The organism is Deinococcus koreensis, assembly GCF_002901445.1.
Taxonomy (GTDB): Bacteria; Deinococcota; Deinococci; order Deinococcales; family Deinococcaceae; genus Deinococcus; species Deinococcus koreensis.
In genome coordinates, this window is record NZ_PPPD01000001.1 from 926,939 (window position 1) to 946,501 (window position 19,563).

Sequence of the window (19,563 nt, forward strand, 5' to 3'; positions counted from 1 at the left end):
GTGGCGCGACTTGGGCGCCCTCCACCGAAAAAGGACGCACTGAACGTCAGAGCCGGGGAATCGGGCTCAGATAGCCCGTGACGAGCACGTCCGGGCCGAGAGGTTCCACGGTCACGTCCTCCAGCGCCCGCGCGTCCGACATGGCGCGCAGGGGCGTGGTCAGCGGCGACAGGCCCGCGCCCAGCAGTTTCGGGGCGAGAAAGACCCGCACCTCGTCCACCAGACCGGCGGCGAAGAAGGCGCTCAGCAGGGTCGGGCCGCCCTCGAGCAGCAGGCTGGAGAGGTTCAGCGAGCCAAGGGCACCCAGGGCGCCGGGCAGATCGTCGGCGCGGACGACGGTCATACCACTGTCCTCGCAGGCGGCGGCGTGGGTCGTCGGGGCTGTGACCAGCACGGTCTCTGGACGCAGGGCCCGCGCCCCGGGAGGAAGGCGCCCGGTGCGGTCGAACACCACCGGACGCGGATTCCGCCCGCCGTCCACGCCACGTACCGTCAGCGCCGGATCGTCGGCCAGCACGGTGCCGCTGCCCACCGCGATGGCGTCCAGCTCGTTCCGCCACCCCATGACGCGGGCCCGCGCGGCCTCGCTGCTGACCGAACCATTCCCCTCGCCCGCTGCGGCGACCTTGCCGTCCAGGGTCATGGCGTATTTGGCGACCACCCAGGGCCGCCCCCGCGTGATCAGGCTGCGGAAGCCCGCCTGCTGGCGCGTGGCCAGATCCTCCAACACGCCCAAGGCGACGTCGATCCCGGCGTCCCGGAGGCGCCGCACCCCCTGACCCGAGACCCTGGGATTCGGGTCGAGGGCGGCCACGACCACCCGCGCGACCCCGGCGGCGATCAGGGCCTCGGCGCAGGGCGGTGTCCGGCCGTGGTGGCTGCAGGGTTCCAGGGTCACGTAGGCGGTGGCCCCGCGCGCCCGTACGCCCGCTTCCCGCAGCGCGAAGACCTCGGCGTGGGGCTCGCCCGCCTTAGGGTGAAAGCCGCACCCGACGACTTCTCTCCCCCTGACGATCAGGCAGCCCACGGGCGGGTTGGGGGCGGTGCGGCCGAGGCCTCGGGCGGCCTCGGCCAACGCGAGGGCCATGAACGCCTCGTCCGCACCCAGGGCCGCCGCCACTCCTGGGGGTGGTGCATTCGTTTCATACATGCGCTGTCGCCACCCGCCGGGGTCGGCAGGGTGACGTTCCTCCTTCTCTCATCCGGACTGTGACCGTCGGCCCCGGAATCTCACCGAGTCGGGCCCGCGCGTACTTCAGTTTGCGCGGGCTTCGCGGGCTGAGGCGACCTGCAACTGGGCGCCATCACCGCCGGTAGGGAGTTTCGCCCTGCCCCGAAGGAAGCGGCCCACCCGACGAGCGGGCCACTGCGAGGCTAACACCCCTCCGGCCGGACACTGTGGGAAAAGCCAGACACGGTGGGGGGGGCCAGCCGGGGGCTCAGCCGGGAGCCAGCAGCGCCACGAGCCCGCGCGAGGCCGTGTCCCGCAGGCTGAAACTCAGGTGCGGCGAGAGTTCGGTTTCCTCCGGATTGATCTCGATGACCACGCCGCCCTCGCCCAGGGTCTCGAAGGCCAGTCCCGCTGCCGGGTAGACCACCCCGCTCGTGCCGACGATCAGGGCCACGTCGGCGGCGGCGAAGGCTTCGGCCGCTGCCTGAAGCGCCTCTTCGGGGAGGTATTCGCCGAACCAGACGATGTTCGGGCGCATCCGGTGACCGTTCGGCGAGACCGGCGGCGTGACCAGCGCGCCCGGCTCGGGCAGCGGAAACACCTCGCCGGTCTGCTCGTCGCGTGCCGAGAGCAGAGTGCCGTGCAGCTCGACCATCCGGCCGCCCAGGGCGCCGCTGCCGGCCCGCGCGTGCAGACCGTCCACGTTCTGGGTCGCCAGGAAGTACCCCTTCCCCTTCTCCCGCTCCAGCCAGGCCAGCAGGCGGTGGGCCTCGTTAGGTTCGGCTCGCAGCACATCCCGGTAGCGCCCGGCGTACCACTCCCAGACCATCTCCGGATCGCGCTGGTACGCCCCCGGACTCGCCAGATCCTCGGGCCGGAAGCGCGCCCAATGGCCCGTCTGGGCATCCCGGAAGGTGGGGATGCCGCTCTCGGCGCTGACACCGGCGCCGGTCAGGACGGCCACGCGGCGGGCATCACGGAGGGCGGCGCGGGCCTGGGCGAGGTTCATGGGCTCAGGCTAACGCGGCAGAACCCAGAGGAACGCGGCAGACACGCCGCCCGTGAGCCACACGCAGTGGGGATGACCGTCTGGACGGGGTCACAGCCTCGAGAGCCACAGTGGCGCCGGCCAGACGGCCACGCGGCCCGGGCCATGAAGTGCAGACCGCTGCCACGGCGCAGCGACCCCTCTCCCGACTCCGCCGCCCCACCGCATCCCACCCCTTCCCCGCCCTCAGCCCTTACCCTGTGCCTATGACCACCGACCCCACCTGGGCCGCCCTGAGCGAGCACTGGCAGACCCTCTCCGACCTGGGGGGCGTGAACTCCCTGCTGGGCTGGGATCAGAGCACCTTCCTGCCCCCGGCGGCGGCGCCGGGCCGGGCGCGGCAGATGGCGCTGGTCTCGCGCCTGCAGCACGAACGCGCCACCGACGCGGGCTACGGCCGTCTGCTGGACGAGGCCCAGGCCCGCAGGGATCTCTCGCCCCAGCAGGAGCGGACGCTGGCGGTGGCCCGGCGCGAGTTCGAGGAAGCGACGCGCTTTCCCGGCGAGTTCGTGGCGGCCTTCACCCAGCACGTGGGCGAGAGCTACTCCGCCTGGACGCAGGCCCGGCCCGAGAACGACTTCGCCCGCATGGTGCCCTACCTGGACAAGACGCTGGAGCTGAGCCTGCAGGCGGCCGCCTACTTTCCCGAGTTCAGCGACCCGATGGACTACTTCATCGACCAGTCCGACGAGGGCATGACGGCGGAGGTGGTGGACGGCGTGTTCCGCGACCTGCGCGCCGCCCTGGTGCCCCTGGTCGAGGCGGTCACGGCTGCCCCAGCGCCCCGCACGGACTTCCTGGCCCGCGCCTACCCGGCCGAGGTGCAGCTGCGGGTCGGCCAGGAGATCGCCCTGGACTACGGCTACGACGTCTCGCGCGGCCGGCAGGATCTCACGCCCCACCCCTTCATGACCCGGCTGGGCGCCCAGGACGTGCGCATCACCACGCGGGTCAAGGAGCACGACCTCAGCGAGGCGCTGTACTCCACGCTGCACGAGACCGGGCACGCGCTCTACGAACAGGGCGTGGCGGGGGAGCTGCTGGACACGCCGCTGGGCGGAGGGGTCAGCTCGGGGGTGCACGAGAGTCAGTCGCGGCTGTGGGAGAACCTGGTGGGCCGCTCGCGGGCCTTCTGGTCGGCGTATTTCGGCAAGTTCAAAGGCGCCTTCCCCCAGCAGCTTTCAGACGTGAGCGAGGACGAGATGTACCGCGCCGTGAACGCGGTGTCGCGCTCGCTGATCCGCACCGACGCCGACGAGCTGACCTACAACCTGCACGTCATCACCCGCTACGGCCTGGAGCGCGAGCTGCTCTCTGGCCGGCTGGCGGTGCGCGATCTGGCCGAGGCGTGGCACGCGGCCTACCAGACGAACCTGGGCCTGCGGGCGCCGGACGACACGGACGGCGCCCTGCAGGACGTCCACTGGTTCGGCGGCGGCATCGGCGGGGCCTTCCAGGGCTACACGCTGGGCAACGTCCTGAGCGCCCAGTTCTTCGAGGCCGCCCAGCGGGCGAATCCGGGGGTGCAGGCCGACATCGCGCGTGGGGAGTTCGGCGCCCTGCACGGATGGCTGCGCGAGAACGTGTATGCGCCGGGCCGCCGCTTCACCCCCGCCGAGCTGATCCAGCGCGCCACGGGTGGGCCGCTGAGCGTGGAGCCGTACCTGCGCTACCTGCGCGGCAAATATGGCGAGCTGTACGGCGTGCCGGTGAACTGACTGCCGGAAACGACCAACCCACCCACAGCCCAGCGGCCGCGCAACCGGGGGAACACCGGGGCGCGGCCGTCTGGCAGGAATGGAAGGCGGGAAGCGCTGTTCCGGCGCGAGCCGCCATGCCGGATGCTCAGGATGCCCCCCGGGCCGTGACAGGACTCTGAACGGGGGCAACGATGAAGTTCACGCGCGGGCGTCAGAGCGCTGTCAGGGAAGCTGCGCCAGACTGCCGACGATCAGGGCCGCCGCACTGGCCCTGGTTGGTGACCCCCGCCGAACCGCGCGGGCCACCGCCACCCTCGGAGGCGTCGACCTTCACCCCCTTAGCCGGTCACCTGGGGTGAAGCGAGCCAATGGTGAGACCGCACGAGGAGACGAGATGAACATCAAGAACACCGCCCTGATCGGGCTGGCCCTTCCCCTGCTCGCGGGCTGCGGGCAGGTCGTCGGCGCGTTCGTGCCCCCCCAGACGGTCTCCAACCCGGGCAACCTGACGGGCGCCACCCTGAGCACCGCCAGCGCCATGAGGATTCAGACCGTGGTGGGCGACATCCAGTACGACACCAGCGCCGCCCTTCCCCCGCAGTCCTTCGCCGACATCAAGTACCCCGACGACGTGCCCTTCGGCATCCGGCCGCGCGCCGTGAGCCTCAAGGTCGCGTTCTCTAAGGCCGCCGTAGTGGGGCCATGCGTGGCCCCCGACACCTTCACCGTGACCCTGAAGACCTTCAGCGCCTCGCTCTGGAATTCGGGCGACAAGGCGGGCGCGGCCACGCTGAGCGGCGCCCCGAACCTGACGGTCAAGGCCACCCGAACCGGCGTGGGCGCTGGCGGCACCACCTACTCGCTGGCCGCCAACTCGGTGAGCGTCAGCGCGAACGCCGCCACGACCGACCGGGCCATCGACATCCTGACCACCGGCGGGCAGAACGACGCCAGCGCCAGCGCCCAGATCAGCGCCGACAGCGACGCCCTGGCCGGCTGCCACCTGTCGTTCACCCTTGGCGATTCCAGCGTGACCCTCAGCAACTTCAAGTAAGCCTGCTCAGAGCGCGATCAGCGCCCGGCTCCCCGAACAGTGGAGCCGGGCGCTGGTCATGGTGGACAGTGGCAGGTGGCAGCCCCGGAGCCCAGGGCGTACCATACCGGGGAACCCCGATGACGACAGACGCCGCCCCCCGCCCCGTGCGCCGCTGCGCTTCCAGGCCGACCCCCGTTCCCTGGCCGGCCGGTGGGAGGCTGCGGTGAGCGCGCTGCAGGCCATGTACAAGCAGGTGATCATGGAGCATTCCCGGAAGCCCCGCAATGCCGGCGAGCTGCCCGGAGCCACGCATACCGGGGAGGGCCACAACCCCAGCTGCGGCGATGGGCTCCGGCTCCAGCTCCAGCTGGAGGGCGACACGATCCGGGACGTGCATGCCACCGCGACGGGCTGCGCCATTTCGGTCGCCAGCGCCAGCCTCATGACGGTGGCGCTGCGGGGCCGGACGGTGGCCCAGGCGCGCGAGACCGCCCAGGCCTTCACGCAGATGATCCGCACCGGCGAGGCGGACGCGGCGCTGGGCGACCTGATGGCGCTGCAGGGTGTCCATACCCTGCACACCCGCGTGAAGTGCGCCACGCTGCCCTGGCAGACGCTGGACGTGCTGCTGTCGTCTCCCACCGACACCCAGCCCTGAACGGCCCAATTCGTCTGGAATAGCGTTGATGTATGGACACCCCCGCAGGTCGATCCATCTCCCGGCCTGTACCCGCCGGACTTCGCGGCTGTGACCGTCTGCCCGGCATCGTCCTGAAGGGGGCCGAGCCGGGCCAGCCCGACACTGCGGCAGCCAATGTGGCCGCCAATGGGGCAGTGACTGGGGCCGCCACTGGAGCAGCGGGCTCTGCTGCCCCCCTGGCAACTGACCACTTGACAATTTTCCGGACACGGCGCACACTGGCCCTATCTGAATGTAATCGTTTGCAACGCCGTCCCCGGCTGCGGGGAGAGTCGGCGCGGCCCGCAATCTCGTCCCGAGGTACACCCCTGCCCATGGCCAGTATCCAGGATGTCGCCCACCTCGCCCACGTGTCCACGGCCACCGCTTCACGCGCGCTGAGCCGGCCGGACATGGTGGCGCCGGGCACGCGGGAGCGGGTGCTGCAGGCGGCCCGGGAACTGGGGTACCAGCCCAACGTGCTGGCCCGCAGCCTGCGGCAACGGGAGACGCGCACCATCGGCCTGATCGTGGCAGACATCCTCAACCCCTTCCACGCCACGCTCGCCAAGGGCGCGCAGGACAGCGCCGACCAGCACGGCTACACGGTCTTCCTGTTCAACTCCGACGAGGAACCCGAGAAGGAGCGCCGGGCCATCGACACCCTGCGCGGCCACCTGCCCCAGGGCCTGATCGTGGTGCCCACCAGCGGCACGCGCGAGCACCTCAGCACCCTGCCCGAGCTGCCCGTGGTCGAACTCGACCGGGTCAGCGGCAACCCCGGCTCCACGACCATCACGGTCGACAACGTGGGCGGCGCGCACGCCGCGACCCGGCACCTGCTGGAACTCGGACACCGCTGTATCGGCATGATCGTGGGGCAGCAGGACATCAGCACCGCCGTGGAACGCCGCCAGGGCTTCCGCACGGCGCTGGAGGAGGCTGGCGTGCCCTCCGACGACGCGCTCGTGGTGCCCGGCAACCACCGTGAGGACGACGGCTACCGCGCCGCCCACCAGCTCCTGAGTCTGCCGGCGCCCCAGCGGCCCAGCGCGCTGTTCGTGGGCAACAACGAGATGACGGTCGGGGCCGTGCTGGCCGTCAGGGAACTGGGCCTGAGGATCCCGGCCGACCTGAGCATCGTGGGCTTCGACGATTCGCGCTGGGCCCAGACCATGTCGCCGCCCCTGACCGTGATCGCCCAGCCCGCCTACGAATTGGGCCGGCTGGCCTGCGAGCACCTGATCGGGCTGCTGGGTCAGGCCCGCCCCGCCCCACCCACCCACGTCCAGCTGCCCACCGAACTCGTGATCCGCCACTCGACCGGCCCACCCCCGGATCCATCGCCCGATCGGCGTCCACACCGTCCGCCCCCTGGCCCTTCGCCCCTTCGCCCCTAAGGAGTCCCACCATGCAGAAAAACAAGATGGTTCTGGCCACCGCCGTCCTCGCCCTGAGCGCCGCCGCCATCGTGACCAGCGCCGTGGCCCAGGCCAACCAGCCCATCATCGGGCTGATCACCAAGACCGAGACCAACCCCTTCTTCGTGAAGATGAAGGAAGGCGCGCAGAAGGAAGCGACCCGCCTGGGCGCCAAGCTGATGACGGCCGCCGGCAAGCAGGACGGCGACAACGCCGGGCAGGTCACCGCCATCGAGAACATGGTCGCGGCCGGCGCCAAGACCATCCTGATCACGCCCAGCGACTCCAAGGCCATCGTGCCCGCCATCGCCAAGGCCCGCGCCGCCGGCGTGATGGTCATCGCGCTGGACTCCCCCACCGAGCCGGCTTCGGCCGTGGACGCGCTGTTCGCCACCAACAACTACCAGGCCGGCATATTGATCGGGAAATGGGCCAAGGCCAGCATGGGCAGCAAGAAGGCCGTGATCGCCACCCTCGACCTGTTCCCCGGCCACCCGGTCGGCATCGCCCGCCACAACGGCTTCCTGGAGGGCTTCGGGGTCAAGGGCGTGACGAGCAAGAGCCCGGATCTCGTGAACACCAGCGTCGTGTGCGCCCAGGACTCCTTCGGCGACCAGGCCAAGGGCCAGACCGCCATGGAGAACTGCCTGCAGAAGAACCCGGACATCAACGTGGTGTACACCATCAACGAACCCGCCGCGGCGGGCGCCTACCAGGCCCTGAAGGCCGCGGGCAAGGAAAAGGACGTGCTGATCGTCTCGGTCGACGGTGGCTGCGCGGGTGTGCGCAACGTGCAGGCCGGCGTGATCGGCGCCACCAGCCAGCAGTACCCCCTGAAGATGGCCTCCATGGGCGTCGCGGCGGGCGTGAACTACGCCAAGACCGGCAAGAAGGCGTCGGGCTACGTCGATACCGGCGTCGCCCTGATCACCAACAAGGCCATCGCCGGCGTGAAGAGCAACGACGGCAAGTTCGGCCTCGCCAACTGCTGGGGCGAGTAAGCGTCACGGTCTGACCGGCGGCCCTGAGCACGCCTGAACGTCCTGACCCGAGCTACGGAACACGGCCTCCCCGCCGTGCGCCGTAGCTCTCGCCACACCTGGGCGCGCCCGGATCCGACCACATCTGTGCCCCACCATGCCGCCGCCAGCCCACGAAGTGTCATGCTGGATCAACCCCCACTGTTCAACGTCCCGCACACTCCCTGAGCCGCATCCCCAGGCGGCCCCTGGCCTCCCTCCGAGTCCTGCGCGCCACCTTCCGGAGATGAACCATGACCCAACCGAGCACCGCGCCGCCGGCCAAGCGTTCCTTCCACCTGCCCAACTTCAGCACGCTGGGGCCGCTGATCGCGCTGCTGGTCGCCTGCATCTTCTTCGCCACGCAGTCCGACCGCTTCCTGACCCTGAACACCTTTTCCCTGATCCTGCAGCAGGCGTCCTTTGTGGGCGTGATCGCCATCGGGCAGACATTGATCATCCTGACCGCCGGGATCGACCTGAGCTGCGGCATGATCATGGCGCTGTCGAGCATGGTGATCGGCAAACTGGCCGTCGAGCAGGGCCTGCCGGTGGGCCTGGCGATCCTGGCCGGCTTCGCGGTCGGGGCCTTCGTCGGCTGGCTCAACGGCCTGCTGATCACCCGCTGGAAACTGCCGCCCTTCATCGTGACGCTGGGGATGTATTCGATCGTGTTCGCGGCGGTGCGGATCTACTCCCGGGCCACCTCCGTGCCCATGCCGCCCGACGGCCTGACCTTCCTGGCGCAGCGCTTCGAGCTGTTCGGTACGCGCTTCTCGTACGGCTCGCTGCTGATGCTGCTGCTGTTCCTCCTGACCTGGCTGTACCTGAACTACACCGCGCCGGGCCGGCACATCTACGCGCTGGGCAACAACCCCGAGGCCGTGCGCCTGAGCGGCATCAACAACAACCGCCTGCTGCTCAGCGTGTACACCTTCGCCGGCCTGCTGTACGGCGTGGCCGCCCTGCTGCTGCTGGAACGCATCGGCGGCGCCTCGCCCGAGGCGGGCCAGACCGAGAACCTGGAAAGCATCACGGCCGTGGTGATCGGCGGCACCAGCCTGTTCGGCGGGCGCGGCAACGTGCTGGGCACCCTGATCGGCGCCCTGATCGTGGGCGTGTTCCGCTCCGGCCTGACCCTGATGGGCCTGGACAGCGTGTACCAGAACCTGATCACCGGCATCCTGATCATCCTGGCCGTGGCCACCGATCAGTTCTCGCGGAGGAGATCATGAGCGCCCCGTTCAGCAGTCCGGGCAGCAGTCCGGGCAGCGCCGCCGCTCCCGGCAGCCGGCCCCTGGTGATGGAAGCGCGCGGCCTCGTCAAGCGCTACGGGCAGGTCGTGGCCATGAACGGCGCCGACTTCGAGCTGCGGCCCGGCGAGATCATGGCCGTGATCGGCGACAACGGCGCGGGCAAGAGCAGTCTCATCAAGGCGCTCTCCGGCGCGGTCACGCCCGACGAGGGCCAGATCTTCCTGGAGGGCCGCCCGGTGGCCTTCCGCTCCCCCATCGACGCGCGGCGCGAGGGGATAGAAACGGTGTATCAGGATCTGGCGGTGGCGCCCGCCATGACGATCGCCGAGAACCTGTTCCTGGGCCGCGAGATCCTGCGCCCCGGCCCGGTCGCCAAACTGCTCAAGCTGATCGACAGGAAGAAGATGCTGGAGGAGGCCACCCGCCACATGCAGGGCCTGCAGTTCGCCATCAAGAGCATGAGCCAGCCGGTGGAAACCCTCTCGGGCGGGCAGCGGCAGGGCGTGGCGGTGGCCAGAAGCGCGGCCTTCGCGCGGCACGTGGTGATCATGGACGAACCCACCGCCGCGCTGGGCGTGCGCGAGGGCAACATGGTGCTCGACCTGATCCGTCAGGTGCGCGACAAGGGCCTGCCGGTGATCCTGATCTCTCACAACATGCCCCACGTGTTCGAGGTCGCCGACCGCATCCACGTGCACCGCATGGGCCGGCGGGCCGCCATCCTGAACCCGAAGGTCATCTCGATGGCCGACACCGTGTCCGTGATGACCGGCGCCCTCCGCCCCGAGGACCTGAGCCCCGACATGCTGGCGGGCTGAGGGCGGGATGCGGACGCCCTCCCCACGGGCCGGGGAGGGCGTTTCGTTGGTGCACCCCATAAACACCGCGCCCCGGAGGAACGTCCAGAGGCGCGGCGCGTGGGAGGGCGGGTGTTCAGCGCCGGGCCGGGCTCAGCTGTTCCTGCTCGCGCCAGAGCTTGAAGGCGCTCACGGCCAGGATGGCCCCCAGCGGCAGCGGCGCGTCGCCCAGATCCATGCGGAGATCCGTGCCCTGCGTGAAGGAGCCGAAACGCCCGCGCACCTCGCCCGCGTAGTGCTTCAGGGCGATGTCCAGGCCGTCGGTGAAGCCCCCGTAGCGGCCCGTGGCGCCCTCCGGCGTGAACGACAGCACGGCGTCCAGCCCATCCGTGTAGCCGCCCAGGTGGAGGCGCAGTTCGCCGCCCACGACCTCGGCGCGCAGGTCGAAGCCCTGGGTGAAGCCGCCGACCCGGCCCTCCAGAACCCCCTGGCCCAGCCCCAGCACGAAGTTCTGCCCGGCCGTGAAGCTGCCGATCCGGCCCCGCAAACTCTGGCCGTCCCACTCGGCCGTCAAGTCCAGTCCGGCCGTGAAGCCTCCCAGGCGCCCCTGCAACGCAGTCATGGGAGCAGCGTAGCGGGGGCGCTCTGGCAGAATCCTGACGGGGGAAGGATGGGTATGGAGGAAAGAGGATGGGTGATGGTCAAACATCTCTTTCCATCACCCATCCTCCATCACCTATCACCGTCTCTTACAGTTCCAGCAGCATCCGGGCCGGGTCTTCCAGCAGGTTCTTGATCATCACGAGGAACTGCACCGCTTCCTTGCCGTCGATGATGCGGTGGTCGTAGCTGAGGGCCAGGTACATCATCGGGGCGATCACGACCTGACCATTCTGGGCGATGGGCCGCTCGATGATGTTGTGCATCCCGAGGATGGCGCTCTGCGGGGCGTTGATGATCGGGGTGCTCATCATGGAGCCGAAGGTGCCGCCGTTGGTGATGGAGAAGGTGCCGCCCGACATGTCCTCCATGGTCAGCTTGCCGCCCTTGGCCTTCACGGCGAAGTCCGCGATGCCCTTCTCGATGCCCGCCAGACTCATCTGTTCGGTGTCGCGCAGGATCGGCACGACCAGGCCGCGCTCGGAGGCGACCGCGATGCCGATGTCGTAGTAGCCGTGGTAGATGATGTCCTTGCCGTCCACGGAAGCGTTCACAACCGGGAAGGCTTTCAGGGCCTCGGTCGCGGCGCGCACGAACAGGCTCATGAAGCCCAGTTTCACGCCGTGCTTGGCCACGAACTGATCCTGGTACTTCTTGCGAAGATCCATCGCCGGCTTCATGTTCACCTCGTTGAAGGTGGTGAGCAGCGCGGCGGTGTTCTGCACTTCCTTGAGGCGTTCGGCGATGCGGGCGCGGATGCGCGTCATGGGGACGCGCTGCTCGGTGCGCGGGCCGGAGGGGATGGCCGGCACTGGCACCTGGGCGGCCGGAGTCTGGGCTGCCGGAGTCTGGGCCGCCTTCATGCTCGCGGGCTCGGCGGCCGACTGCGGCCCCTGGTAGGTCAGGCCGCCCTGGGCCGCCACCACCGCGTCGTCCTTGGTGATGTTGCCGCGTGGCCCGGTCGCGGGAATCTGCGCCGGGTCGAGGTTCTGCTCGGCCACGATCTTGCGGACCGCGGGCGAGAGGTCGTCGCGGCGCGTGGCCTCGTTGGCGGGTGCGGGCGCCGCCGCCTGTGGGACAGACGCGGCGGCCGGCGCTTCCGCCGGAGCGGCCGCGCCCGCCTCACCCATAGTGCCCAGCACTTCCTCGCTGAGCACGGTGTCGCCCTCGTTCTTGAGCACGCCCTGCAGCACGCCGTCCTGCTGGGCCTGGATTTCCAGCACCACCTTGTCGGTCTCGATCTCGGCCAGCAGGTCGCCGCGCTTGACCGCCTCGCCGGGCTTCTTATGCCAGGTCAGCAGGGTGCCCTCGCTGACCGACTCGCTGAATACTGGAACTCTGATGTCCGCCATAACGCCCTCAGTTATACCCCGCGCACGGCGCAACTGCCGTGGGGACGGAAGGGATTGAGGCAGGGTTGGGGGGTTGCCCTGAGCGCTTGGGCTGTGGGCGACCCCTCTCTCCCGGAGCTGTGCCAGCCAGTCTGCTTCGCAGCCAGCCCCCCTCGAAGGGAGCCAGGAAAATCCTTTCCAGCACAACGTTCATCCAATTGGACAGGAGGACAAGACTCAGCAACTGCCCCCCACCTCCGCCCCTGTCGGCAGATGCCCGTACCCCGGCGGCCGTGACACGCGCAGGCTCGCCGCCTGTACCGCGAACGCCGTCGCCTCCAGCAACGACTGCCCGGCAGCCAGAGCGCTCGCCAGCGCCCCGTTGAAGGTGTCCCCCGCCGCGACGGTGCTGACGACCTGCACGGCCGACACCGGGAACTCCTGCACCCGGTCGCCCTGAAGCAGCAGCGTGCTCTGCGAGCCGCGTTTGACGATCACGGCGGGCACCCCCAGCCGCCGGAGCGCCCGAGCGCCCGCCAGCGGGTCGGCCTCGCCGGTCAGGGTCTGCGCCTCGTGCTCGTTGGGGGTGAGGACATCCACGCAGGCCAGGAACTCACGCGGCAGCTCGGGCACCGCCGGGGCCGGGTCGAGGATCACGGTGACGCCCGCAGCCCGCGCCCGCTGCGCCGCCTGGAGGTTCACCTGCAGCGGCACTTCCAGCTGCAGCAGGAGCACGCGAGAACCGGCCAGCGCCGCGTCCAGTGCGCCCAGCTCAGCCTCGCCCAGCGCCTGGTTCGCGCCGCCGTGCAGGGTGATGGTGTTCTCGCCGTCCGGGGCGACGTGGATGTAGGCCTGCCCGCTGGCGCTGTCCGGGATGGTTCGGACACCGGAGACCTCCACCCCGCGTTCCCGCAGGGCCGCCCGGAGCAGCGTGCCGCCGTCGTCGGCGCCCACCGCGCCGATCATGCGGGTGCGGGTGCCCAGCGCCGAGCAGGCCGCCGCCTGATTGGCCCCCTTGCCGCCGGGCACGAAGTCCAGCCCGCGCGAATGCATGGTCTCGCCGGCCCGCGGCAGGTGGGGCACGCGCAGCAGTACGTCCAGATTCAGGCTGCCCAGCACGATCACGGTTCCGGATTTGGGGGTCACGCCCCCCAGTCTAGAAGCAGTCGCCCCTGCTTGCCCAAAGGGAGCGGGCCGGAGATCCCTCCCCGGCCCGTCGCCCGACTCTCTTTCTTAACCGTCCTGCCCTCAGCCGTCCTGCTGCGCGGTCTGGGCCAGTTCCTTCTGCTCCTGAATCACTTCCTTCTGCACCGGTTCGCCCAGCGCGGTGGCGATCACGGCGGCCTGCTCGCGGGCGTGCACCGAGGCGTAGCCGGTGGCGGTGGAGGCGCTGCGGGCGCGCGTGGCGCTGCTCAGGGTCTGCCCCGGGGCGAGCACGCGTTCCAGGTCTTCCCAGATCATCAGCCAGGCGCCCTGGTTCTGGGGCTCCTCCTGCGCCCACACGACCTGCGCGCCGGGGTGGGCGGCCAGCTCGGCGCTCAGGGCGTCGGCCGGGAAGGGGTAGAGCTGCTCCAGGCGGATCAGGGCGGTGCCGGCGTACCCGTCGCGGTCGGCGTCGCGGGCCTCGGCGAGTTCCCAGTGCAGCTTGCCCGAGGAGATGACCACGCGGCGGGCCTTCTGCACCTCGGGATCGCCGATGACCTCCTGGAAGCGGCCGCCCGACAGTTCGTTCAGGGGGCTCATGGCCTGCTTGTTGCGCAGCAGGCTCTTGGGCGTCATCACGATCAGCGGCTTGCGGTAGGGGCGCAAGACCTGACGGCGCAGCAGGTGGAAGATCTGCGCCGAGGAGCTGGGCACCACGACCTGCATGTTCTTCTGCGCGCACAGCTGCAGGTAGCGCTCCAGCCTCGCGCTGGAGTGCTCGGGGCCGGCGCCCTCGTAGCCGTGCGGCAGCAGCATGACCAGCCCGCTCAGGCGCTGCCACTTGCTCTCGCCCGCCGAGAGGAACTGATCCACGACCGCCTGCGCGCCGTTGGCGAAGTCGCCGAACTGCGCTTCCCAGGCGACCAGGCCCTTGGGCTCGGAGGTCGAGTAGCCGTACTCGAAGGCCAGCACCGCTTCCTCGGAGAGCGTGGAATCGACGACCTCCACGCGGCCCTGGCCTTCACGCAGGTGGGCCAGCGCCATGTATTCCTCGTTCAGCGGGTCGGCGGCGTTCTGATCGTGCAATACCGCGTGGCGGTGCACGAAGGTGCCGCGCCCCGAGTCCTGACCCACCAGCCGCACGCCGTAGCCCTCATCCAGCAGCGAGGCGTAGGCCAGCATCTCACCCATGCCCCAGTCGAGCGGCTGCTCGCCGCGGGCCATCGCCTCGCGGGGCCCTATGACGGTGCGCTCGATGGTGCGGTGCACCTTGAAGCCCTCCGGCACGGCGGCCAGCTTCAGGCCCAGTTCGGTCAGCTTCTCCACGGGCACGGCGGTCGAGACCCCGTCCCTGTCCCAGTGGGTGTCGGTGTAGCTCTTCCAGTCGACCGCCAGGGCGCTCTGGGCGAGGTTTTCCATCTCCTCGACCACCGACTCGCCGGCGTCGAGCTGATCGCGGAACTTCGCCACCAGCGCGTCGCCCTCGCCCGGGGCGAGCACGCCGGACTCCTCGAGAGCCTTCGCGTAGATGGCCCGCGCGCCGGGGTGCTGGTCGATCTCGCGGTACATGATGGGCTGGGTCATGCGCGGCTCGTCGCCCTCGTTGTGGCCGTTGCGGCGGAAGCCGATCAGGTCGATGAAGACGTCCTTGCCGAACTCCTGGCGGTAGGCCACAGCGAGGTCGCCGCAGAAGGCCACGGCCTCGGGGTCGTCGCCGTTGACGTGCAGCACGGGCGCGTTGGCGACCTTGGCGATGTCGGTGCAGTAGCGCGAGGAGCGGGTGTCGCGCGGGTCGGAGATCGTGAAGCCGATCTGGTTGTTGATCACGATGCGAACCGCGCCGCCCGTGGCGAAGCCGCGCAGGCGCGAGAGGTTCAGGGTCTCCATGACCACGCCCTGCCCGCTTACCGCCGCGTCGCCGTGCACCGTGATGGGCAGCACGGTGCGGCGCTCGGTGTCGCCCCGGCGATCCTGGCGGGCGCGCACCGAGCCGTGCACCACCGGCGAGACGATCTCCAGGTGGCTGGGGTTGAAGGCCATCGCCAGGTGCATGGCGCCGCCGGGCGTCCGCACGTCGCTGGAAAAGCCCATGTGGTACTTCACGTCGCCGGCCACGTCAGGGTCGTCGCTGATCTTCTTCTTGCCGTCGAACTCGTCGAAGAGGTCGCTGGGCTTCTTGCCGAAGATGTTGACCAGGGTGTTGAGTCTCCCGCGGTGGGCCATGCCCAGCACGACTTCCTTCACGCCCGCGCGCCCGGCCTGCTGGATGATCCGGTCGACCAGCGGGATGAAGCTCTCGCCGCCCTCCAGGCCGAAACGCTTGACGCCGGGGTACTTGTTGCGCAGGTAGAGTTCCAGCCCCTCGGCGGCCGTGAGCTTCTGCATCAGGCGGCGGCGTTCGCCGGGGGTGAGGTCGTGGCGGCCCTGCCCACGCCCCTGCTCGATGCGCGCCTGGAACCACTGGCGCTCGTTCGCGGGCAGATAGTTGTATTCGAAGCCGATGGTGCCGCAGTAGGTCTCCTGCAGCTGGGCGATCACCTCGCGCAGCGGGCCCTCGAAGGGGCCGTCCCTGACGTGCTCCTGCAGGTCGGCCTCGGTGAGGCCGTAGAACTCGGGGGTCAGCTCGGGCACCACCGGCAGCCCGCGCATCCGCAGCGGATTACTGCGGGCGCTGATGTGGCCGTACACGCGGTACGAGGTGATCAGCGCGCCCGCCGCCTGCTGGGCGCCGCTCATGCCCTGGGCGGCCCCGCCTGCCGGCGCCGCGGCGCCCCGGCGCGTCTGGCCCAGGTCGTAGAAGGCCCGCTGAATGGGCGAATGCGCCGTCTCGGGCGCGCCTCCCCGCACCTGATCGAAGTAGGCGCGCCACCCGGCGTCTACGCTCTGAGGGTCAGCCAGGTACGCTTCGTACAGGCCCTCGATGAAGGCCGCGTTCGCACCTGACATGATCGTCTGAGAAACCGTCATAACGCCCCCCAGCATAGCGCCCGGCTGTCACGGCAATGGCACCGCGCGCCGCTTTGTCCCCCGGGGCGTATCACCCTGAGGGGATGTGGGCTATGAGCTATGGGCTGTGAGCTATGGGCTCTGGGCTGAAGGGGCCGGGCTGCCGGGGGAGGCGACGGGGCGCTGTCCAGAGTCTCAGGTCTGTACCCTGTGCCCGGCCTGGATGGGCCTCACCCCCGGCGGCCCGGCAGGGCGCAGCATAGGGGCATGACCCTGAGCGCGACCCATCCCCGTTTTTTCGATCTGTTCCCTGCGGGGGCCACGCCTGAAAAACTCGCGGACGGCTTCACCTGGTCCGAGGGGCCGGTGTACGTGCCCTCGCGTGGGGCGATGATCTTCAGCGACGTGCGGCAGAACCGCACCTGGCGCTGGACGGACGCGGGCCGGCTGGAGCAGGAGACCTTTCCCAGCCACCACCAGAACGGCCACTGCCTGGACGCCCAGGGCCGCCTGATCGCCTGCTCGCAGGGCCTGCGCGCCCTGCTGCGCCAGGGCGAGGACGGCCTGTGGACGATCCTGGCCGACGCCTTCAAGGGCCAGCGCCTGAACTCACCCAACGACGTGGCCCTGCACCCCGACGGCTCGCTGTGGTTCAGCGATCCCCCCTACGGCCTGGACAACCCCGCCGAGAGCTACGGCGGCGCGCGTGAGCTGGCCGGCAACTGGGTGTTCCGCCTCGCCCCGGACGGCACGCTCTCGGCCCCGATCCGCGACCGGGTCAAGCCCAACGGGCTGCGCTTCGCCTCCGCCGAGCGGCTTCTGCTGGCCGACACCGGCGACTCGCAGACCCACGCCTACCGGATAGCGCCGGACGGCAAGGCCGAGTACGAGCGCGTGTGGTTCACGGTCGATCCCGGCAAGACCGACGGCCTGCGCCTGGATACGGAGGGGCGCATCTGGAGCAGCGCCGGAGACGGCGTGCATGTCCTGAGCGCCGGGGGCGAGGAACTGGGCCGGATCGGGCTGCCCCAGAAAGTCAGCAACCTGTGTTTCGGCGGCCCGGGGGGCACCACCCTGTTCATGACCGCCATCCACGAGCTGTGGAAGATCGAGACGACCGTGCAGGGGCAGGCCGGCGGCTGAGGGGCCAAGTCGACCCGGCGCCCAGCGCTGGAGCCGGAGCCACGGGGGCGGGGAGGCGATCCTGAATTCCAGGGCAAAGCGCCGTATCCAAGGCAAAACACCAAGGCCGCCCCCGCCACCGCCCGCCTCCCAACCCTTAAGATCGGGGCATGAGAATCCTGTCCCGTCTCCTGCTGCTGGTGGGCGTCATCGTGATCATCGTCTCAGCGATCATGCTGGGCAAAGACGTGATCGACATCAACCAGCTCCACGCGGTCGCCAACGCCAACCGCAGCACCAACTTTCCCAGCCCGCTCAACAACGTGCTGATCACCTACGGCCTCTCGCTGGTGGGGGCCTTCCTGCTGGGCCTGGGCCTGAGCCTGCCGCGCGGCCGCGCCCCGCGTCCCTGAACGTCTGAGCTGAATCCGGCACCAGAGGAAGGGCCACGGGCGAGACCGCGCCGTGGCCCTTCCTGCTGCCCCGAACCTAGACGGAGCGGCAGCCGCTGAGCTGCAGGCGGCCGGTCAGGTTGTTCTTCATGGCCGCCGTGCCCGCGTCCTGGGTGAACCACGTGACCTGCGAGTTGCGGTAGGTCGAGCCCTCCACCAGCGAGAGCGTGCGGGTCTGTCCGGCGAACGCCACGCGGGCCGCGCCGGTCATCAGTGTGACCTGCACGCGCACCCCGCCCCGGCACACGAAGGTCGCCCGCCCGGTGACCGGCCCCGCCGCCGCGCCCTGCGCCCCCGGGCGCGGCATGCCGTCCGCCGACGCCGTTCCCGAGAGGCCCACGCCCAGCAGGCCGGCCACCAGCGCCGCCGCCCTCCATCCACTCCGAATTGTCTGCATGGGTCAGCCTGTCACGGCGACTCCCTGGCGTGGGTGAGGCGCCGCTTAAGCCGCCTCATGCCGGGGGGCCGGGCTACTGCGACAGTTCCCGCAGCCGCTGGGGCAGCAGGGCCGCGCCCACGATGCCGAACTCCTGCACCTGCCCGGCCGAATCCAGGCCCAGGATGACCGTCCAGCCGTCGCTGGGGCCGCGTTCGAAGGTGGCGGTGCGGGTGTAGTAGGTCACGCCGCCGCTGCGGGTCAGCTGTTCGTTCAGGACGCCCGTCTCGGCTCCGTAGGCCTCGCGCCCCCCGGCGCGGAAGGCCGCGAACTTCTGATACGAACCCCACTCGGCCCGCACCTTGGGCGAGAAGGCCGCCCAGACGTCCTGCAGCCGGCCGTCGTAGAGGCGGCGGGTGAGCAGCCGGGCCCGCCCCAGCGCGGCGTCGGCCGGACTGCTGGTGGCCGGGGTCGCGCTGCCTGAAGCGTCGGTGGCGGGTGCCGGAGAGGGAGGGGCCAGGGGCCGCGCTGGAATGACCGGGGGCTCAGAAGGAGCCGCGAGGCGGGGCTTCGCCGGGCTGGGGGCCGCAGCGGCCGGCTCCGGCTGCCCGGTGGCCCCGGCGCCGGGAATCGCCGGCAGGGCGCCGGTCGTGACGTCCGACCCCTCGACCGTGGCGCGGGCCACCACCGGCGCGGCGCCCTGGGGGGCCCGGGGCACCACGGCCTCGCTGACCACCTGCGGCCGCGAGGGCAGGGGCTCTCCGGGAACCGGCGCGGCCGGAGCCGCCTGGGCGGCAGGAGCGGCGGGCCGCTGGAACTGGTCGCGCAGGCTGGCCCCACACACCACCAGCACGCTGAACACGGCCACCAGACCATAGGAGATGGCCGACGTGAGCTGCTCGTTTCCCTTCCCCCTCATGCTGCCTCCTGCGGGCCGTGCACCGTCGCCGGTGGGCCCCGATCCGGCCACGACAGCCTGTAGACGAGGGGCCAGGATACCAGGGAGGCCGCGCTCAGAAGTTGTTTACGGCACAGTCGGACAGCACGAGCACCCCGCCGGGGTGGAGCTGGTCGGGTCAAGCGGCGGCGTCCGGTGCAGGGGCCTGAACCCCGAAGCGGAGCCCATGTGCCCTACCAAAAAGCGGGGCCAGCCCGCAGGCCGCCCCGGTGTCGTGAAGCCGTGCTTACTCGGTGATGCCGCGCTTGGCGACTTCCTTGTCTTCCAGGATCTTGCCCAGGATGAAGAAGGTGGGCGCCCAATGGCCCACGAACAGGCCGTCGCGCTCCTTGCTGGAGGAGTCGCTCTGGAAGTACTGGCTGGCGCTGAGGATGATGGAACCGAAACCGAGCAGATACAGGATGTTGTGAAGTTTCATGGCATGCTCCTTGTGGTCTGGCCCGCGGGT

General features: G+C 70.3%; 18 protein-coding genes and 1 riboswitch. Of the genes, 9 read left to right on the forward strand and 9 right to left on the reverse strand.

Annotated features, from left to right (window positions below):
* Positions 1 to 46: 46 nt before the first annotated feature.
* A complete protein-coding gene (gene ribD / locus CVO96_RS04395) occupies positions 47 to 1,087 on the reverse strand; it encodes a bifunctional diaminohydroxyphosphoribosylaminopyrimidine deaminase/5-amino-6-(5-phosphoribosylamino)uracil reductase RibD (protein ID WP_103313295.1) in 1,041 nt (346 codons plus the stop codon).
* A 99-nt stretch (positions 1,088 to 1,186) separates the two neighbouring features.
* A riboswitch (FMN riboswitch) is annotated at positions 1,187 to 1,345 on the reverse strand.
* Between the two features lie 94 nt (positions 1,346 to 1,439).
* On the reverse strand, positions 1,440 to 2,180 hold the full coding sequence (locus CVO96_RS04400) for a Sir2 family NAD-dependent protein deacetylase (protein ID WP_103310758.1): 741 nt from the start codon (positions 2,178 to 2,180) through the stop codon (positions 1,440 to 1,442).
* 245 nt (positions 2,181 to 2,425) lie between these two features.
* Here CVO96_RS04400 and CVO96_RS04405 point away from each other — a divergent pair, with 245 nt between their 5' ends.
* The 7 genes from CVO96_RS04405 (at position 2,426) to CVO96_RS04435 (ending at position 10,148) form a co-directional block, all read left to right on the forward strand.
* On the forward strand, positions 2,426 to 3,937 hold the full coding sequence (locus CVO96_RS04405; RefSeq protein WP_103310760.1) for a carboxypeptidase M32: 1,512 nt from the start codon (positions 2,426 to 2,428) through the stop codon (positions 3,935 to 3,937).
* Positions 3,938 to 4,313: 376 nt separating this feature from the next.
* Positions 4,314 to 4,973: a hypothetical protein gene (locus tag CVO96_RS04410; RefSeq protein WP_103310763.1), complete on the forward strand. Its 660-nt coding sequence runs from the start codon at positions 4,314 to 4,316 to the stop codon at positions 4,971 to 4,973.
* A gap of 205 nt (positions 4,974 to 5,178) precedes the next feature.
* Entirely contained in the window at positions 5,179 to 5,613 is a 435-nt protein-coding gene (gene sufU, locus CVO96_RS04415) for a Fe-S cluster assembly sulfur transfer protein SufU (RefSeq protein ID WP_103310766.1), read from the forward strand.
* A gap of 356 nt (positions 5,614 to 5,969) precedes the next feature.
* Positions 5,970 to 7,034 carry a LacI family DNA-binding transcriptional regulator gene (locus CVO96_RS04420; RefSeq protein WP_103310769.1) on the forward strand — a complete coding sequence of 355 codons (1,065 nt, stop codon included), beginning with the start codon at positions 5,970 to 5,972 and terminating at the stop codon, positions 7,032 to 7,034.
* Between the two features lie 11 nt (positions 7,035 to 7,045).
* Positions 7,046 to 8,056 carry a sugar ABC transporter substrate-binding protein gene (locus tag CVO96_RS04425; RefSeq protein WP_103310771.1) on the forward strand — a complete coding sequence of 337 codons (1,011 nt, stop codon included), beginning with the start codon at positions 7,046 to 7,048 and terminating at the stop codon, positions 8,054 to 8,056.
* A 272-nt stretch (positions 8,057 to 8,328) separates the two neighbouring features.
* The gene (locus CVO96_RS04430; RefSeq protein WP_103310774.1) at positions 8,329 to 9,309 is read left to right on the forward strand and encodes an ABC transporter permease; all 981 of its coding nucleotides are present in this window, start codon (positions 8,329 to 8,331) and stop codon (positions 9,307 to 9,309) included.
* Positions 9,306 to 10,148, forward strand: a complete 843-nt coding sequence (locus CVO96_RS04435) for an ATP-binding cassette domain-containing protein (RefSeq protein WP_103310777.1) — start codon at positions 9,306 to 9,308, stop codon at positions 10,146 to 10,148. Before CVO96_RS04430 ends, CVO96_RS04435 begins: the two co-directional genes overlap by 4 nt.
* Before the next feature lie 115 nt (positions 10,149 to 10,263).
* Here the strand turns inward: CVO96_RS04435 and CVO96_RS04440 are convergent, their stop codons facing one another.
* The 4 genes from CVO96_RS04440 to CVO96_RS04455 form a co-directional block, all read right to left on the reverse strand.
* Positions 10,264 to 10,749, reverse strand: coding sequence for a hypothetical protein (locus CVO96_RS04440; RefSeq protein WP_103310780.1), 486 nt, complete (start codon positions 10,747 to 10,749; stop codon positions 10,264 to 10,266).
* Between the two features lie 127 nt (positions 10,750 to 10,876).
* Positions 10,877 to 12,139 carry a 2-oxoglutarate dehydrogenase complex dihydrolipoyllysine-residue succinyltransferase gene (gene odhB, locus CVO96_RS04445; protein WP_103310783.1) on the reverse strand — a complete coding sequence of 421 codons (1,263 nt, stop codon included), beginning with the start codon at positions 12,137 to 12,139 and terminating at the stop codon, positions 10,877 to 10,879.
* A 216-nt stretch (positions 12,140 to 12,355) separates the two neighbouring features.
* The gene (locus tag CVO96_RS04450; protein WP_165795202.1) at positions 12,356 to 13,264 is read right to left on the reverse strand and encodes a PfkB family carbohydrate kinase; all 909 of its coding nucleotides are present in this window, start codon (positions 13,262 to 13,264) and stop codon (positions 12,356 to 12,358) included.
* Between the two features lie 102 nt (positions 13,265 to 13,366).
* Positions 13,367 to 16,228: a 2-oxoglutarate dehydrogenase E1 component gene (locus CVO96_RS04455; RefSeq protein ID WP_165795203.1), complete on the reverse strand. Its 2,862-nt coding sequence runs from the start codon at positions 16,226 to 16,228 to the stop codon at positions 13,367 to 13,369.
* Between the two features lie 246 nt (positions 16,229 to 16,474).
* Between CVO96_RS04455 and CVO96_RS04460 the strand changes: the two genes are divergently transcribed.
* On the forward strand, positions 16,475 to 17,350 hold the full coding sequence (locus CVO96_RS04460; RefSeq protein ID WP_103310791.1) for an SMP-30/gluconolactonase/LRE family protein: 876 nt from the start codon (positions 16,475 to 16,477) through the stop codon (positions 17,348 to 17,350).
* Between the two features lie 149 nt (positions 17,351 to 17,499).
* Positions 17,500 to 17,742 carry a hypothetical protein gene (locus CVO96_RS04465; RefSeq protein ID WP_103310794.1) on the forward strand — a complete coding sequence of 81 codons (243 nt, stop codon included), beginning with the start codon at positions 17,500 to 17,502 and terminating at the stop codon, positions 17,740 to 17,742.
* 76 nt (positions 17,743 to 17,818) lie between these two features.
* Here CVO96_RS04465 and CVO96_RS04470 read toward each other — a convergent pair whose 3' ends face one another.
* The 3 genes from CVO96_RS04470 to CVO96_RS04480 all read right to left on the reverse strand — a co-directional run bounded on the left by CVO96_RS04470 (position 17,819) and on the right by CVO96_RS04480 (position 19,533).
* Complete coding sequence (locus CVO96_RS04470; RefSeq protein WP_133161737.1) at positions 17,819 to 18,178, reverse strand: hypothetical protein; 360 nt, start codon at positions 18,176 to 18,178, stop codon at positions 17,819 to 17,821.
* A gap of 73 nt (positions 18,179 to 18,251) precedes the next feature.
* Positions 18,252 to 19,076 carry a hypothetical protein gene (locus tag CVO96_RS04475; RefSeq protein WP_103310798.1) on the reverse strand — a complete coding sequence of 275 codons (825 nt, stop codon included), beginning with the start codon at positions 19,074 to 19,076 and terminating at the stop codon, positions 18,252 to 18,254.
* Positions 19,077 to 19,341: 265 nt separating this feature from the next.
* Entirely contained in the window at positions 19,342 to 19,533 is a 192-nt protein-coding gene (locus tag CVO96_RS04480) for a hypothetical protein (RefSeq protein ID WP_103310800.1), read from the reverse strand.
* Positions 19,534 to 19,563 lie beyond the last annotated feature (30 nt).